Origin of the sequence: Halalkalibacter suaedae (genome assembly GCF_017939705.1) — a bacterium.
Taxonomy (GTDB): domain Bacteria; phylum Bacillota; class Bacilli; order Bacillales; family Bacillaceae_D; genus Halalkalibacter; species Halalkalibacter suaedae.
In genome coordinates, this window is the sequence record NZ_JAGKSQ010000009.1 from 59,884 (window position 1) to 75,577 (window position 15,694).

The window sequence follows — 15,694 nt, forward strand, 5'->3', positions numbered from 1 at the left end:
ATTTTAAATATCTCTGGTAGACAATCAGCATCATATAAGGAACTAAAAGGGAGTACTGCTACTGTAGAACAATAAGGTCTAATTAAACAAATTGAAAGAGACTGGGACATAACTAAAGTGTCTAACTAGAATACCGAACAAAGCATTAATTTAGCGAAGTATATTTCAGGAGCGGTTTATGTCCGCCAACCACCATTGTTCGGATTTGCTATTAGTTAATTCACTTTTGTCCTAGCCTCTTTCTTTTTCTTTGGAGAATGTCATAGCTATTCTCGAAATAAATTTACAGAAAACATGCCCATAGAAATAATTTTTACATACAATAGTTAAACATAGGCTAAGAAACTAGACTGAATGGTAAATTAGTGAAAATTTCATATTTGATTTAGAAGCGATAGTGTTACAATAATAAGTGGAAATGGATATGGAGGGTGAATATGAAAACAAAACTCGGTTTATTGTATGGTGGAAAATCTGCTGAACATAAAGTTTCATTACAAACGGCAAAAGCGGTTATTAAAGCGTTAGATTTAACAAAATATGAAATACATCCAATATATATTTCAGAAACCGGTACTTGGGTCAGGGGAGAACAGCTTCAAGGACCTGTTGACGATGTGAAGGAGCTTCAATTGAATGATGGGGAATTCATTTCTCCAGTTGCTTTGAATTCAGAAATATTCCCGGTCAATCAAGCGAATGAAGACAAAATTGATGTTGTCTTTCCATTGCTGCATGGACCAAATGGAGAAGATGGAACCGTTCAAGGATTGTTAGAACTAATGAATATTCCTTATGTTGGTAACGGGGTACTTGCTTCTGCTGCTGGAATGGATAAAGTTATGATGAAGAATATTTATGAGCAGGCTGGTATTAAGCAGGCTAACTATGTATGGTATATCCGTAGTGATTGGGAAAAGGATGTAGAAGCAGCCTACAACAATGTCGAAGAAAAGCTTGGTTATCCTTGCTTCGTAAAACCGGCTAACTTAGGCTCCAGTGTTGGAATTAGTAAGTGTAAAAACCGCGAAGGCTTAGAAAAAGCCTTCAAAGAAGCCTTTGAATATGATCGTAAAATTATTATTGAAGAAGGAATCGATGGTCGTGAAGTAGAAATCGCAGTATTAGGTAATGATAATCCAGAATGCTCGGTTGTGGGTGAGATCGTTCCAACAACAGATTTCTACGATTACAAGGCAAAATATGAGGACGGAGACACTGGACTTATTATTCCTGCAGATATTACTGAGGAAGAATATGAGAACATTAAGACTGTTGCAATTCAATCGTTTAAAGCTCTCGATTGCTCAGGTCTAGTGCGCGCTGACTTCTTTTTAACAAAAGAAGGTGAGGTTCTCATGAACGAGGTGAATACAATGCCGGGGTTTACGCCAGTTAGCATGTTCCCATTGCTATGGCAGGAATCTGGTTTACCTTATTCAGAGCTAATCGGAAAGTTAGTTGATCTTGGTGTAGAACGTCACGCAGAAAAACAGAAGATAAAATACACCTTCTAAGCATAATAATAGGAAGGAGGTTGACTACATCGTGGGTCAGCCTCCTTTTACATAGGATAAAAAAGGAACAGCAATGAATGACGATAAAAAGGAGCGATTGCAAGTGATTATAAGAAATTTAAACGATATTGTTGGATGGGTGAACGGAAAGGCTGAAGCTAAAGAAGTAAGCTCTGTGGAGGTTGCGGGAGTCTCAACTGATACAAGAACAATACAAAAAGGTAATCTCTATGTACCGCTTGTCGGAGAAAACTTCAACGGACATGATTTTGTTGAGGTGGCCATTAGTAACGGAGCATCGGGAACTCTCTGGCAAAAAAATCAACCTAATCCTCCTACAGACGTACCGTTAATCTATGTTGAGGACACATTATTAGCATTACAGAGCTTAGCCAAGAACTACTTAGCAAGTCTTTCGACAAAGGTAATTGGGATCACGGGAAGTAACGGGAAAACAACGACGAAGGACATGGTAACCTCGGTGCTTGCAACAACGTATAAGGTGCAAAAAACAGAGGGTAATTATAATAATCATATTGGTCTTCCGTTAACCATTCTCCGATTAGAGGAAGATACAGAAATTGCAGTATTAGAAATGGGGATGAGTGGAAGAGGAGAAATAGAACTTCTGTCAACAATTGCAACACCTGATGCGGCAATTATCACAAACATCGGTGAATCTCATCTGCAGGACTTAGGGTCACGTGAAGCTATTTCAGAAGCAAAGTTTGAAATCACAGCAGGCTTACAAGAGAACGGTACACTTGTTATCCATGGAGATGAGCCTCTATTAACAGAAAAGGTAACGAATAGCCTGTTTACGATCAAAACCTTTGGTAGCTCTCGGTCGAATGATTATTACCCAGTGCAGATTGAACAAAAGAGCAACGGAACTTATTTCACGATGAATGAAGAAATTGAGACTAACTTCTTCATTCCAGTGCTTGGTAAGCACAATATTAACAATGCTCTTTCTGCTATCGCAATTGCAGTGCAGTTTGATGTGCCCATCCCGAGCATCAAAAAAGGGTTAGAGATGATCAAACTGACAGGAATGCGAACGGAATTACTTCAAGGAAAAGATGGAGTGGCAGTTATTAATGATGCATATAATGCAAGCCCAACATCAATGCGTGCTGCAATTGAATTGCTTCAGGACTTAAAAAATTATAAGAAGAAAATCGTCGTCTTAGGTGATATGTTAGAGTTAGGAGATAATGAAGAGACATTTCATTATGAAGTCGGAAAAGGTATTAACATCAATGAAATCGATTATGTTATCACATTTGGACAATTGGGAAGAAAAATTGCTGAAGGTGCGAAAGAAAATTTTTCAGGAAATAACGTTTTCGCATATGATGATAAGCAGGAATTGATTGCAAAGCTTGTAGATGTTGTTGCTGCTGGTGATATTGTTTTAGTCAAAGGCTCTAGAGGCATGAAATTAGAAGAAGTTGTTCATGCTCTAATCTAAAAAGTAAGGCGATACTTTTTGTATTAGTTTCGCTAATAGAGTACCGTAAAACACCTTTGAGTCTCATTGCTCAAAGGTGTTTGGCGTGGTGTCTAAATAGAACTATATGTCTTCCTTCTATCGTTATAGGAGGAAAAATATTTAGATGTTATTTCTAAATACTTTCTAGTATACTTCTTTTTTAAGTATACTATTTTTTTTACGAGAGGAAATGAACATGTCACAAGAACAATGGAAGTCGAAAATTGGTTTCATCTTTGCAGCCGCGGGGTCTGCGATTGGTCTAGGGGCCATTTGGAAATTCCCTTATGTAGCTGGAACTGGGGGAGGCGGTGCGTTCCTTCTTATCTTTCTTTTATTTACTTTGTTTTTAGGAGCTCCTCTTTTAATAGGAGAATTTTTAATTGGGCGTAAAACAAAGGGAGATGCAATTACCACTTATCAAAGGATTGCTCCAAACTCTTCATGGGGAATAGTAGGGATAATAGGAGTCGTTACTTGTTTTATTCTTTTATCCTTTTATAGTGTTGTTGGTGGTTGGATCATTATTTACTTATTCGAGGCTTTAACAGGTGGACTAACCGGTTTATCCCAAGATCAATACGGTATGTTATTTGGAGAGATTATCGCCAATCCGCTTCCGACGCTGCTTGCACAGCTAACTTTTGTCCTTCTGACAATTATAGTTGTAGCAAAAGGTGTCCAAAAAGGTATTGAAAATGCAAGTAAGATTATGATGCCAGCACTCTTTATACTCTTTCTATTAATTGTTATTCGTTCACTTAGTCTTGATGGAGCTAGTGAGGGAGTGAAATTTTTGTTCGTTCCTGATTTCACAAAACTCACTTCTGAAACGATCTTAATTGCGTTAGGACAAGCCTTTTTTACGCTATCATTAGGTGCGTCTGCTATGGTGACCTACGCATCATATTTACCTAAAACTCAAAATCTACCGAGATCCGCTTTGTCAATCGTTCTAATGAATATTGTCATCGCTATACTCGCTGGGTTAGCTATTTTCCCAGGAGTGTTTTCTTTCGGATTGGAGCCTAATGCAGGTCCGGTGTTGATTTTTGCGGTATTACCAGCAGTATTTAGTCAGATGGGATTCGGTATGCTTTTCTTTATTGCCTTTCTTATCTTGTTCTTATTTGCCGCGTTGACTTCTGCTTTTTCAATGATCGAAATCATTGTTGCAGCGATGACCAAGAAAGATAAGTCCAAGCGTAAAAAGTATACGTGGACGATAGGTATTTTAATTTTTATCGTGGGAATTCCATCATGTCTCTCGTACGGGGTCATGTCTGATGTTTTGGTTTTTGATAAAACGATCTTTGATTTATTCGATTATGCAGTGAGTAATGTATTAATGCCTTTAGGTGCACTATTAATCTCGATCTTTATTCCACTAAAACTATCAAAAAGTGAATTGTTTGAAGAGATCAGACTTGGTTCTCATAGTGGAAAAATGTTTTTTAATGTTTGGTATTATTTATTGAAGTATTTTACTCCGGTTGCAATTATTATTGTTTTCATGGATGCTTTGGGGCTAATAGATAAGATCTTTGGTTAACATTTAATTAGAGATTTTAATGAGGACAGGAAGGTAATTATTAGAGATTATAGGTAGTTTCAGGCTTGACATTACGATGAGCTGCCATGCTAAGATGCTTCGACTTCGCTACCGGGATGGGGGGCAGCACCCGCCGGAGGGCGTGGAACTAACCGGCTAAGCCGGTGGATTTCCACCTTGCCCTTTCAATCCTGCAGGAGTCGGCCCTCCCATCCCGTCCGCTTTGTTAGAGGAACAAAGGAAATCTACTTCCTTTTACGTTCTTAATTCTCATAAGTTCTATACTTGTGATTCGGATTGAAAACTGAGAACTGAGAACTGAGAACACCAACCTACCGCCACACTAATCGAAATAGTAAATGTAAAACGCGTCTGAGAATGATTTAACATTCTCAGACGCGTTTTTTATAGGGCTGAACCAATTCTATTTTCTTTGGAAGAAACTTTTTTTAATCGCGATTAGTTAATAAAAAGTCTTCCAATACGTATTGGTATTCTCGAACAGAGTCGATATAGACCATTTCGTTATCGCCATGCCAGTCGTATCCTACTGGGCCGAATTCCACTGCTGAACCGCCATATTCTGTGAAGTACTGGCCGTCATTGGAACCGTGCTGACCAAATATATTTACTTTCTCTAGTTGGGTCTGGTTTTTAATTGATCTAGCGAGCTTTTCGACGAATGGATTATTTTCTTTTGTTTTGACTGGTCTGTTACAAATATGAATGGATACGGTATCTTCGGTTATTTCTTCAATTTGCTTGAAGATTTCATCAGGTGACTGATCTGGTAAATATCTAATATCGAGCGACATTTCACATCTTTCAGGTACCTTATTGTAAATCGTTCCACCTTTGATTGTAGCAAGGTTGATTGATGGATTATCGTAAATAGGTGGAGCGGTTTCGGTGGCAAATGGAAGTTGCAGGATATCTTCATATAAGGTGTAGGCTTTAGTAATTGCATTACGGCCTTCCCATGGTCGACTTCCATGTGCCGGTTCACCTCTGATCACAAAATCTAGCTGCAGGACTCCTTTGGATTGGATCGCAATTCCCATACTTGTTGGCTCGCCACAGATGATGAACTCACCTAGATACCCTTGCTCTGCTAAATATTTTGTACCGTTCACCCCACCTGTTTCCTCATCAGATACTAATTGTAACATCACTTTTGAATGAAGGTCATGATCCTTTAAATTTGCGACTGCGGTCATCATTGCAGCAGCACCTGCTTTCATATCAACAGCACCACGACCGTACATTTTTCCTTCCTTTATATATGGATGAAACTGTTCATCACTCGCTTCAATCACATCAATATGACCATTTAGTACAATTGTTTCATCACCTTGCCCAATTTCACTTACAAGCATATGGTAGCCATTATTTTTAAGAAGCTGAACTGTGAGACCTTCTTTTTCCAACCATTGTTTACAATAAGCGATCGCATCATTTGCTCCCTCTTGTGTAGAGCTGTCAATTTTTATTAACTCTTCTAATAAGTTGATAGGATCACTCATTTTATCCCTCCTTCTTTTTTTTGTCGTACAATCTTTTAAAAGATATTCTGCTCCTCTAGTTCATCTATTTGTACAACGACGTCATGACGAGCTAGCTCAACGCCGTCTCTTTGAGTCAGCCAGCTGTTTTTAACTTTTCCATCGTCTGTTAAAGCAATAATCGCAGCAGGAATATTCGCACCAGCTATATGACTAAATGCATAGCCGCCACCAAAGCGAGGATTAATATCGATGACGTAATAATCGCTGCCGTCGTAATACACATCGGCATTCATATATCCAATATGTCCTAAATTTTCGCCCATTTTCTGAGCGATATCTAATAATTCAGGCGTGTTCACTGTAATACAGCGATCGACGTCACCACCACGCATGTCCAATTGCTTTCGGATAAAGCTCGTGAGAAAATTTCCATCAAGATCGTTGAAGATATCAAGACTAAATTTCTCTCCTTCAATGACATCCTGAATAATAATATTTTCTTCTGGTTTTTTATATGTTGCATCGTCTAATGGTGATTCCTTGATTAATTGTACTGCGTGTTGATGGGCAAACCTTAATTCCTCAATATCATGTGCAATTTCAACACCCATTGAGGCAGAACCATTTCTCGGTTTTACAATTAGCGGGAATGATACCTCGTTATTTTTTAAGCCCTCTTCCGCATCGTTTAAGCTAATGTAAGAACGTGGTGCATTGACATCGAATGGTTTTAGCAACTCACGATATTTTCCTTTGTCGCGCACCTGATCAACAAGATCAGCATTTGGTGTGAACACAGAAACGCCTAGTTGTTCTAGCTCTTCTTTGTGCTCTGATAACTTTGGAACCTCCCAATCATTTAAAGGTACTAAGCATTGCACTGAATGTTTTTTACAAATCTCATAAATTGCATCCATATACTTAGGATCTGTTTGATGTGGGATGACATAACTCTCATCACCAGCTTGAAGTGATGGGGCGTTATGTTCAGGGTCTGCTACAATTATTTTCCCATCTATACCGATTTCCTTGAAGGCATCTTTAAAGAAATTAACAAAGTCTATACGTCTTGCAGTTGATGTTATTAAAATATTCATCGTTCATCATCTCCTGTTCTAGTTCATTTATTTTCTAGAGACTCCTATACCCGAGATAAAAAAATTAAACCTAATGACATTATGATTGAAAGGGATCTGAGGTAATTGTTTGAGTTGAGATACTAAAGGGAGGGGGGATTATCGATTTTATTTAAAAAATAGATAGTAGGATGACGGTGAGTTATTTTTAAAGAAAATTAAACTTTGATGTTTTATAAAAATGAACACGTGGTAGAGCATAAGTGTCAGGCGATGACAACCCAAACTATTGAAAGGAGCTGTTATTATGGCTAACAACAATAACAACGGTAAAATGTCTCGTGAAGAAGCAGGAAGAAAAGGTGGAAACAAGACAGCAAGAGAGCATGGTCAAGATTTCTATGAAGAAATCGGTGAAAAAGGCGGTAAAGAAAGTAGCCGTCAAAGAAACAACAGTAATTCTTAATTAAAGTAAGTAGAATAGCTAATCTAAAAGCAAACACATTATAAAAATGAGGAGCTGATAGAAATGGCAGATAATAGCAAGATGTCTCGTGAAGAAGCAGGAAGAAAAGGCGGAAACAAGACAGCAAGAGAGCATAATAAGGATTTCTACGAGAAGATCGGTGAAAAAGGCGGTAAAGAGAGTAGCCGTCAAAGAAACAACAGTAATTCTTAATTAAAGTAAGCAGAATAGCTAATCTAAAAGCAAACACATTATAAAAATGAGGAGCTGATAGAAATGGCAGATAATAATAAGATGTCTCGTGAAGAAGCAGGAAGAAAAGGTGGAAACAAGACAGCAAGAGAGCATGGCAAGAATTTCTATGAGGAAATTGGAGAAAAAGGCGGTAAAGAAAGTAGCCGTCAAAGAAACAATAATAACTCTTAAATAGAATAAAAAAGAGAGTAGAGTTGTAACTCTACTCTCTTTTTTTATAGAATTAACGTATAAAGTTAAACTATTCTAAAAAACCTTAGTACGTTCGATAGACAAACTAAGTAAGGAGTGATATAATTCAATTATGAAAACGGTTACTAAAAAACAACATTAATTGGGGGATTGAACATGAGTTATTTTAAAGGTATAAATCAAGTTAAATTTGAGGGTTCTACCTCTACAAATCCATTCGCTTATAAATACTACAACCCAGAAGAACAAATTAATGGACAGTCGATGGAAGAGTTTCTTCGTTTTGCTGTGTCTTACTGGCATACATTTACTGGAGAAGGTAATGATCCATTTGGAGCTGGAACTGCAGTACGACCATATAATCATTTAACAGGAATGGATTTAGCAAAGGCTCGTGTAGAAGCTTCATTTGAATTCTTTGAAAAGCTTGGCGTACCTTACTTCTGTTTCCATGATTTCGATGTTGCACCTGAGTCAGATTCTTTAAGTGAAACGTTAAATAATATCGATGTCATCGTCGATATGATCGAAGAATACTTAAAAACAAGCAAGGTTAAATTGCTTTGGAATACAGCTAATATGTTCACACATTCTCGTTGGTTGCATGGTGCAGCTACGTCTCCAAATGCCGATGTATTTGCTTATGCTGCGGCAAAAGTAAAGAAAGGTCTAGAAGTAGGTAAGCGTTTGGGCTCAGAAAACTATGTATTCTGGGGTGGACGTGAAGGTTATGAAACGCTTCTAAATACAGATATGGGTCTTGAGCTAGATAACCTTGCTCGTTTCTTCCATATGGCAAAGGACTATGCAAATGAAATCGGTTTTGACGCTCAATTCTTAATTGAACCAAAGCCAAAAGAGCCAACTAAGCACCAATATGATTTTGATGTGGCAACTGGTTTAGCTTTCTTACAAAAATACGATCTACAAGATACGTTCAAATTCAATATCGAAGCAAACCATGCAACTCTTGCTGGTCATACTTTTGAGCATGAGTTACGTACAGCTCGAATCAATGGCATGTTAGGATCTGTTGATGCAAACCAAGGTGATACATTACTTGGTTGGGATACAGATGAATTTCCGACAGACCTTTACTCAACAACTCTAGCGATGTATGAAATCATTAAGAACGGCGGCTTAGGATCAGGTGGATTAAACTTTGATGCGAAGGTAAGACGTGCTTCATTTGATACAGATGATTTGTTCCATGCTCATATTGCTGGAATGGATGCATTTGCAATCGGTACAAAAGTTGCACAACGTATGATTGAAGACAAAGTTTTAGATAACTTCGTTGCTGATCGTTATAGTAGCTACACAGAGGGAATCGGTCTTGATATTGTCCAAGGAAAAGCAGATTTCCACAAGCTAGAAAAGCATGCTCTAGGACTTACTGAAATTAACAACAAGTCAGGCAGACAAGAGTTCTTAAAAGGTACTGTAAATAAATATCTATTAGAAACATTTGCAGGAAAATAATTTTAAATCAAAGAGGTTAGGACAAAAGTGATTTAACTAATAGAAAACCCGAATAACGATAGTTGGCGGACGTAAACCGCTCCTGAAATATACTACGCTTTCCGCGGGAAGCCGGTGAGCCTCCTCGGCTACGCCTGTGGGGTCTCACCTCTGGCTTTATCATCCCGCAGGAGTCTACGTATATTTCATCCGCTATGCAATTGCTTTGTTCGGGATTTTCAGTTAGACACTTTAGCTATGTCCCAGCCTCTTTTTTGGTTTAAACAGAGGACAGTAAAACCAACTAAAAGTATTTATAGTTGATTTGGATTCTTCTATTGTTAGACCGCATAATCAAGTGTTTCCTGTATTGATATATTTCAGCTTATATTTAAGGGCTTTTAGCATCATTGCCATTGAAATGAGTCTTATATTTTTTTGATAGAGCCTTTAATCAGTATCGCCTCCTTTTATGGGGTTAAAAGGTAAGTGTTTTTTTATTTACCCTGTAATCAAGCGGACGGGATGGGAGGGCCGACTCCTGCAGGATGGGAAGGGCAGGTGGAAATCCATCGGCAGAGCCGGTTAGTTCCACGCCCTCCGGCGGGTGCTGCCCCCCATCCCGGTAGCGGAGCCGAGCATCTTATATCGCAACACAGCTAAGCCTACTATGAACACATAGTAGGCTTTTGTTGGTGGAATTATAGCTGTTTCTTATTTATCCTTATATAAGAAGTAATCAAAATCTGCAGGGAGGCTAGCTCCTGATGTATCTTGACACTGCATACCAACGAACGCTCCAGTGAAGAACCCGCCGCCTTGGATGTAATCATCTGATAGTTTATATGAATAGAAATCAATCGGGATTAGGGTCCAGCTGTTACCGTCAAAAGAGTAGGAATAGCGATACGTAGCAGTGTTTACGTCGACGCGTAAGTATACATACTCTACTTGTTCAGGAACAATAATTTCATTACCATGTAGTGGCTGATCAAAAGTGAAATTATCACAAGTAGTTAAATCAAGTATTCTTCCTTTCTCTTCATGCCAACTAACCTGAAGAGCTGTCCAGTTCTGAGTGTTATAGTAGTTCACCAAGCCTGCTGCTTGTTGGAAAGTCTCAGGATTAAAGGCTACTTTGGTTTCTGCTGTGAAATTGAAATGCTGCCAGCGTCTTGCTACAAAAGCTTGTGTGAATTTCGATGATAATGATTCCTTACCATATAAGCGTAAATGGCCTGGGCGATCATTTAGAGATACAGTTTTCTCCCCAAGAGGGATACGTAATGTTTGAAAGTGAAGATTTAATGTAGTTGAATTAAAATCATCCTTCTCATCAAAATCCCTCTCCCATTTCACTTCTTCAATGGCAGGTCCTTCAATTTCAAGTGATGGTTGATTTCCACCTACTACATAAGGCCAGTCATTTTTCCATTCAACCCGTTGAATAGCAGTTTCTCTTCCAAGTGGACAAAACCCTCTTGGATCTAGAAGTGGTTGGCCTTCTTTAGGTAAAGGACGACCAGTTAAGTGAACAAGAAACCATTCATCTGTGTGAGTTTGAACGATTGAAGCATGGCCAGCTTTTTGTAATGGGTTTCTCGGGTGCGAGAAAGAACTAATGAGTGGGTTCTCCGGATGCACTTCATAAGGTCCCCATAAATTTTTTGAACGAGCAATTGTGGCTTGGTGATCGTACTTTGTTCCACCTTCAGCTGTTAGTAGATAGTAATAATCGTTTATTTTATATAAATGAGGTGCCTCAGTTAGCTTAATATCTGTGCCTTTGAAGATAATTTCTTTTTTACCAATAAGCTTCTTTTCTTCAACACTATATTCTTGTAAAACAATACCGTAGAAATTATGATTGGCAACTCGGTGATCCCAAACCATATTTACAAAATACTTTTTTCCGTCTTCATGATGGAATAAAGATGGGTCGAAACCAGAGCTGTTCATGTGAATAGGCTCTGACCATTCGCCGTCAATCGTTTCGCATGTTACAAGATAGTTATGGCTATCTTTCCATTGCCCATCTGTTACCTTAACATCTGTGTAGATTAGCCAGAACTGCCCGTCACTATAAGAAAGAGCGGGAGCCCATATACCGCCAGAATCAGGATTTCCGATCATATTTAGTTGGCTAAGACGATTTAAAGGTCTTGATACAAGTCTCCAGTTTTTTAAATCCTTTGAATGGTAGATTCCCACGCCAGGAAACCACTCAAATGTGGAGACAGCAATATAGTAATCATCTCCAGCACGACAAATACTAGGATCGGGATTAAAACCTGGTAGAATTGGATTTTGTATTTTTGTCATAATCTACTCACCTCTAAGTTATATTTTTTTTCATTACTAGAAACAACTGAATCAATTCTTTTGGAAAGTACATCCCCCCTTTTAATTTTCTTCTAGATTCATAGCTAGAAAATCTTCAACTGCAAACGCAGAAACACCTAGTGCAGCAGAACGCTTGTTTAATTGGGAAAATTGAATTTTTAAATTGTCTTGATGGGCTTTAAATACCTGCCTTTTTAGCTTTTCATTTAAAGAATCCTCTAGCCAACTCCTTAGAGCAACCAGACGATTACCAATAATAATCTGTTCGGGATTAAACGTGTTAATAATATTGTTCATCCCAACGACTAAATGATCACTAAGCTCTTGAATGAGGTTAATCGTTTGTTTATGCCCACTTTCGGCAAGCATAACTAATTGCTCTAGTGAAACATCATCGATTTTTTCATTGAAGATGCCTTGGGTAACAGCCATTTTTAGTAGAGCCTGTTCGGAGGCATAGAGTTCCCAGCAACCTTTATTACCGCAGTTGCAAACAGGACCTTCCATATTAATCGTCATATGACCTAATTCACCAGAGAGACCGTTATGTCCCTGATAGAGCTTGCCATCCAAAATGAGACCAACACCGATCCCAATCCCTCCACTAATATAGACAATATTATTAGCTTCTAGCCCAGCTCCAAATCTTTTTTCGCCATACGCACCAGCGTTAGCTTCATTCTTCACTCGAACAGGAACTTTATACATAACTTCAACTATATTTTTTAGATCAATATTTTCCCAGTTTAAGTTAGGAGCTAATAGAATATTTCCAGTGCTGCTTACGGTACCTGGTACTCCAATTCCAATACCAATCAAACCATAAGGACTCTCAGGCATGTTCATGATGAATTCATCAATGACCCCAAATAGGATCTCTGTAGCTTCTGTAACGGTTAGATTTCTAACCTTTACTTGTTTTTCGTTACAGATCACACCTTGTAGGTCTGTCAGGATAAAAAGAATATAGTTTACCCCGATATCAATACCGATGGAGTATCCGGCTGATTGATTAAATAGCAGCATAACAGGTCTTCGTCCGCCACTAGAAATTCCTGGACCTGATTCGAGGATAAGATGCTCGTCAAGCAGTTCGGTTACAAGTGAGGATACCGTACCTTTATTCAGTCCGGTTTTATTAGCAAGATCAGCACGTGAAATCGGGCTTAGCTCCTTAATTGAATGAAGGATTAGGGACTTGTTCTTTTGCTTCACTACATGTTGGTTGAATGTTTGTGTTATATTCACATTTACTCACGCTCTCTTTTGAAATTTTTTATGAATAATTACAATAAATACATCTATTAAAAAAGAATAAAGTCAAAAAAGAATTTCTGAAAAGAAAGCGTATGCTTCCTTTAACAACTATTATAACACTAACACTATAAATTTATTATACACTTAGTTTATCCACTAGACAAACGATGTTTTTAATGATAATCTATGTTTAAGTTAGCAAAAACAACTCAGCTAACGTGTCTAATCATTTTAAGGGGGTAGTGTAATGAAGAAAAGGAAAGCGTTTTCATCATTGTTGGCTTTAGTGGCAGGAGCGGTAATTGCTACAGGGTGTGCTAGTTCTGACGAAGGTACAGAAGGAGAAGGAACTACTACAGGTGACAGCACAGGAGATACAGCAACAATTGAATTCATGCACTTATGGCCAGAAGGTAGCTCTGCAGAGCATAACCGAATTGTAAGTGAAATTGTTTCAGATTACGAAGCAGCAAACGAAAATGTAACAGTAGATCTTCAAGTTCTAAGTAATGAGCAATACAAGGATCAAATTACGGTCTTATCTTCGTCTGACCAACTTCCAGATATAGGGATGACTTGGGCAGCTGGATATCTTGATCCATTTGTTGAAGGTCAGAAATTCGCACCACTTGATGATGTATTAGAAGGTGGTTTAAGAGAAGAGTTTGTTGCTGGAACTCTTGAGGCATACGAAAAAGAAGGGCAAACATACGGTCTTCCGTTAGAGTTAAACACAGTGTATGTCTACTATAATAAAGCAATCTTTGACGAGTATGGACTGGAAGCTCCAGAAACATACGAAGAGTTTGAACAAGTGATTAATACATTAAATGAAAACGATGTAACTCCAATTGCATTAGGAAATAGAGATAGCTGGACTGGCTCTATGTGGTATATGTACTTCGCTGACCGAATTGGTGGTTCTGATGTTCTAACAAACGCTATCAATCGTTCAGGTTCATTTGAAGACCCGGCTCTAGTTGAGGCAGCTGCTAAAGTTCAAGAAATGGTAGCAAATGATGCATTTGCAAGCGGATTTAATGGACTTGCTGATGAAGAAGCAAAGAGCATGTTTATGAATGAGCAAGCTGCAATGTATATGATTGCAACTTGGGATCTACCTAACTTCACAACAAATGAAAGCGTTCCACAAGAATTCAGAGACAGTGTTGGCTACTTCAAGTTCCCAACAGTTGATGGATCAGGCGATACAAACAGCTTTGTTGGTGGACCTGGTGTTGGATTATTCGTAGCTGAGAATTCTGATGTGAAAGAAGAAGCTAAGGAATTTGCTGCTTATTTCGTTGAACAATGGGGTTCAAGAGCAGTATCTGAAGCGGGGGTTATTCCAGCAACTATCGTTGATGGTGAAAGTTTAGATCTTCCTGATATGTATGTAGAAGTATTACAAGACTTAAATGAAGCAACAAACCTAACTCTATATGCAGATGTTCAAATGAGTGCAGGAGTAGCTCAAACGCATTTAGATTTAATTCAATCACTATTTGGTGAACAAATTTCTCCAGAAGATTTCGCGAAGCAGCATGAAGAGGCTCTTGCAGCGGAAGAATAAACTGATTGAAATAATGTAAATGTTAATAGAAGAAAGTACCAGTATTTAATGAAAAGGACGATTCCTTAACTGGGTTGTCCTTTTCCATTCTCAATAGGGGGTTAGCGGTATGAACAAAGTAATGTCGAATAAATGGTTTATATCTTTATATGTTCTCCCTGCATTGTTACTTGTAAGTGTTTTGATATTCATTCCTCTAGTGTTAACAGGTTATTACGGGTTAATGAAATGGGATGGAATCGGAGCAATGCAGTTCATTGGTTTAGAAAACTATATTACAGTCATCCAAGATGAGAAATTTTGGTCTAGTGCTGGGCACTCATTTTTACTAGCCGTTTTTTCGACGCTAAGCTTAATTGTTTATTTAGCTGTTTCGATGATATTGGCTTCAAAAATTAAAGGCTCTGACATTTTAAGAAAGATATACTTAATTCCGATGCTGTTATCATCAGTGGCAATTGCTCAGCTTTGGATTAAAATTTATAACCCGTCAAATGGGATGTTGAACACAATGCTAGGCTGGTTTGGAGTAACAGAACCGCCGTTATGGTTAGCAGATCCTAACATTGTATTAATGTCTATTTTCATTCCGATTTTATGGCAATATGCTGGTTTTTATATTCTTATCTATTATGCTGCACTAAAAGGTATTCCTGAATCAATTATGGAAGCAGCAAAAATTGACGGAGCTTCACCTATTCAAATTGCGTATCGTATTAAATTACCTTTAATTATGAATGTAGTAAAAGTAACGGTGGTTCTTGCAATTGTTGGGTCATTAAAATACTTTGACTTGATTTTCGTAATGACTGGTGGGGGACCTAACGGAGCGAGTGAAGTAATGGCATCATACATGTACAAACTTGCATTTGGTACAAATGACTTCGGTTATGGTAGTGCAGTTGGTTTCATGCTATTGATTATTACATTAGTTGTTACGGTTATTATTCGTAAGGTCACAGCCGATAAAGAAGAGATTCAATATTAAGGGAGGTAATTTTG

12 protein-coding genes and 1 pseudogene are annotated in these 15,694 nt (G+C 38.2%); 9 read left to right on the plus strand and 4 right to left on the minus strand.

Features of this window, described 5'->3' with window-relative positions; translation table 11 throughout:
- The first annotated feature begins 437 nt into the window (after positions 1-437).
- The 3 genes from J7W16_RS18050 (at position 438) to J7W16_RS18060 (ending at position 4,564) form a co-directional block, all read left to right on the plus strand.
- Positions 438-1,517 carry a D-alanine--D-alanine ligase gene (locus J7W16_RS18050; RefSeq protein ID WP_210598886.1) on the plus strand — a complete coding sequence of 360 codons (1,080 nt, stop codon included), beginning with the start codon at positions 438-440 and terminating at the stop codon, positions 1,515-1,517.
- A gap of 103 nt (positions 1,518-1,620) precedes the next feature.
- Complete coding sequence (locus tag J7W16_RS18055) at positions 1,621-2,991, plus strand: UDP-N-acetylmuramoyl-tripeptide--D-alanyl-D-alanine ligase (protein WP_419095853.1); 1,371 nt, start codon at positions 1,621-1,623, stop codon at positions 2,989-2,991.
- 217 nt (positions 2,992-3,208) lie between these two features.
- A complete protein-coding gene (locus tag J7W16_RS18060; protein ID WP_210598888.1) occupies positions 3,209-4,564 on the plus strand; it encodes a sodium-dependent transporter in 1,356 nt (451 codons plus the stop codon).
- 449 nt (positions 4,565-5,013) lie between these two features.
- On the opposite strand, the gene J7W16_RS18065 is transcribed toward J7W16_RS18060, so the two are convergent.
- Positions 5,014-6,087 carry a M20 family metallopeptidase gene (locus tag J7W16_RS18065; RefSeq protein WP_210598889.1) on the minus strand — a complete coding sequence of 358 codons (1,074 nt, stop codon included), beginning with the start codon at positions 6,085-6,087 and terminating at the stop codon, positions 5,014-5,016.
- A 35-nt stretch (positions 6,088-6,122) separates the two neighbouring features.
- Entirely contained in the window at positions 6,123-7,166 is a 1,044-nt protein-coding gene (locus tag J7W16_RS18070; RefSeq protein WP_210598890.1) for an ATP-grasp domain-containing protein, read from the minus strand.
- Between the two features lie 286 nt (positions 7,167-7,452).
- On the opposite strand from J7W16_RS18070, the gene J7W16_RS18075 reads away from it, so the two are divergent.
- From J7W16_RS18075 to xylA, 4 genes and pseudogenes are all read left to right on the plus strand, one after another.
- Complete coding sequence (locus tag J7W16_RS18075; RefSeq protein ID WP_210598891.1) at positions 7,453-7,611, plus strand: hypothetical protein; 159 nt, start codon at positions 7,453-7,455, stop codon at positions 7,609-7,611.
- A 63-nt stretch (positions 7,612-7,674) separates the two neighbouring features.
- Positions 7,675-7,824, plus strand: a complete 150-nt coding sequence (locus J7W16_RS18080) for a hypothetical protein (protein ID WP_210598892.1) — start codon at positions 7,675-7,677, stop codon at positions 7,822-7,824.
- A gap of 63 nt (positions 7,825-7,887) precedes the next feature.
- Positions 7,888-8,022: pseudogene (locus J7W16_RS18085) on the plus strand (hypothetical protein); the annotation flags it as partial.
- A gap of 192 nt (positions 8,023-8,214) precedes the next feature.
- Positions 8,215-9,540 (plus strand): xylose isomerase, encoded by a 1,326-nt coding sequence (xylA, locus tag J7W16_RS18090; RefSeq protein ID WP_210598894.1) that lies wholly within the window; start codon positions 8,215-8,217, stop codon positions 9,538-9,540.
- A 693-nt stretch (positions 9,541-10,233) separates the two neighbouring features.
- Here the strand turns inward: xylA and J7W16_RS18095 are convergent.
- Complete coding sequence (locus tag J7W16_RS18095; protein ID WP_210598895.1) at positions 10,234-11,841, minus strand: glycoside hydrolase family 43 protein; 1,608 nt, start codon at positions 11,839-11,841, stop codon at positions 10,234-10,236.
- Between the two features lie 81 nt (positions 11,842-11,922).
- A complete protein-coding gene (locus tag J7W16_RS18100; protein WP_210598896.1) occupies positions 11,923-13,110 on the minus strand; it encodes an ROK family transcriptional regulator in 1,188 nt (395 codons plus the stop codon).
- Positions 13,111-13,366: 256 nt separating this feature from the next.
- Here J7W16_RS18100 and J7W16_RS18105 point away from each other — a divergent pair, with 256 nt between their 5' ends.
- Together J7W16_RS18105 and J7W16_RS18110 are read left to right on the plus strand one after the other, a co-directional pair.
- Entirely contained in the window at positions 13,367-14,692 is a 1,326-nt protein-coding gene (locus J7W16_RS18105) for an extracellular solute-binding protein (protein WP_210598897.1), read from the plus strand.
- A gap of 109 nt (positions 14,693-14,801) precedes the next feature.
- Positions 14,802-15,680 carry a carbohydrate ABC transporter permease gene (locus J7W16_RS18110; RefSeq protein ID WP_210598898.1) on the plus strand — a complete coding sequence of 293 codons (879 nt, stop codon included), beginning with the start codon at positions 14,802-14,804 and terminating at the stop codon, positions 15,678-15,680.
- Positions 15,681-15,694 lie beyond the last annotated feature (14 nt).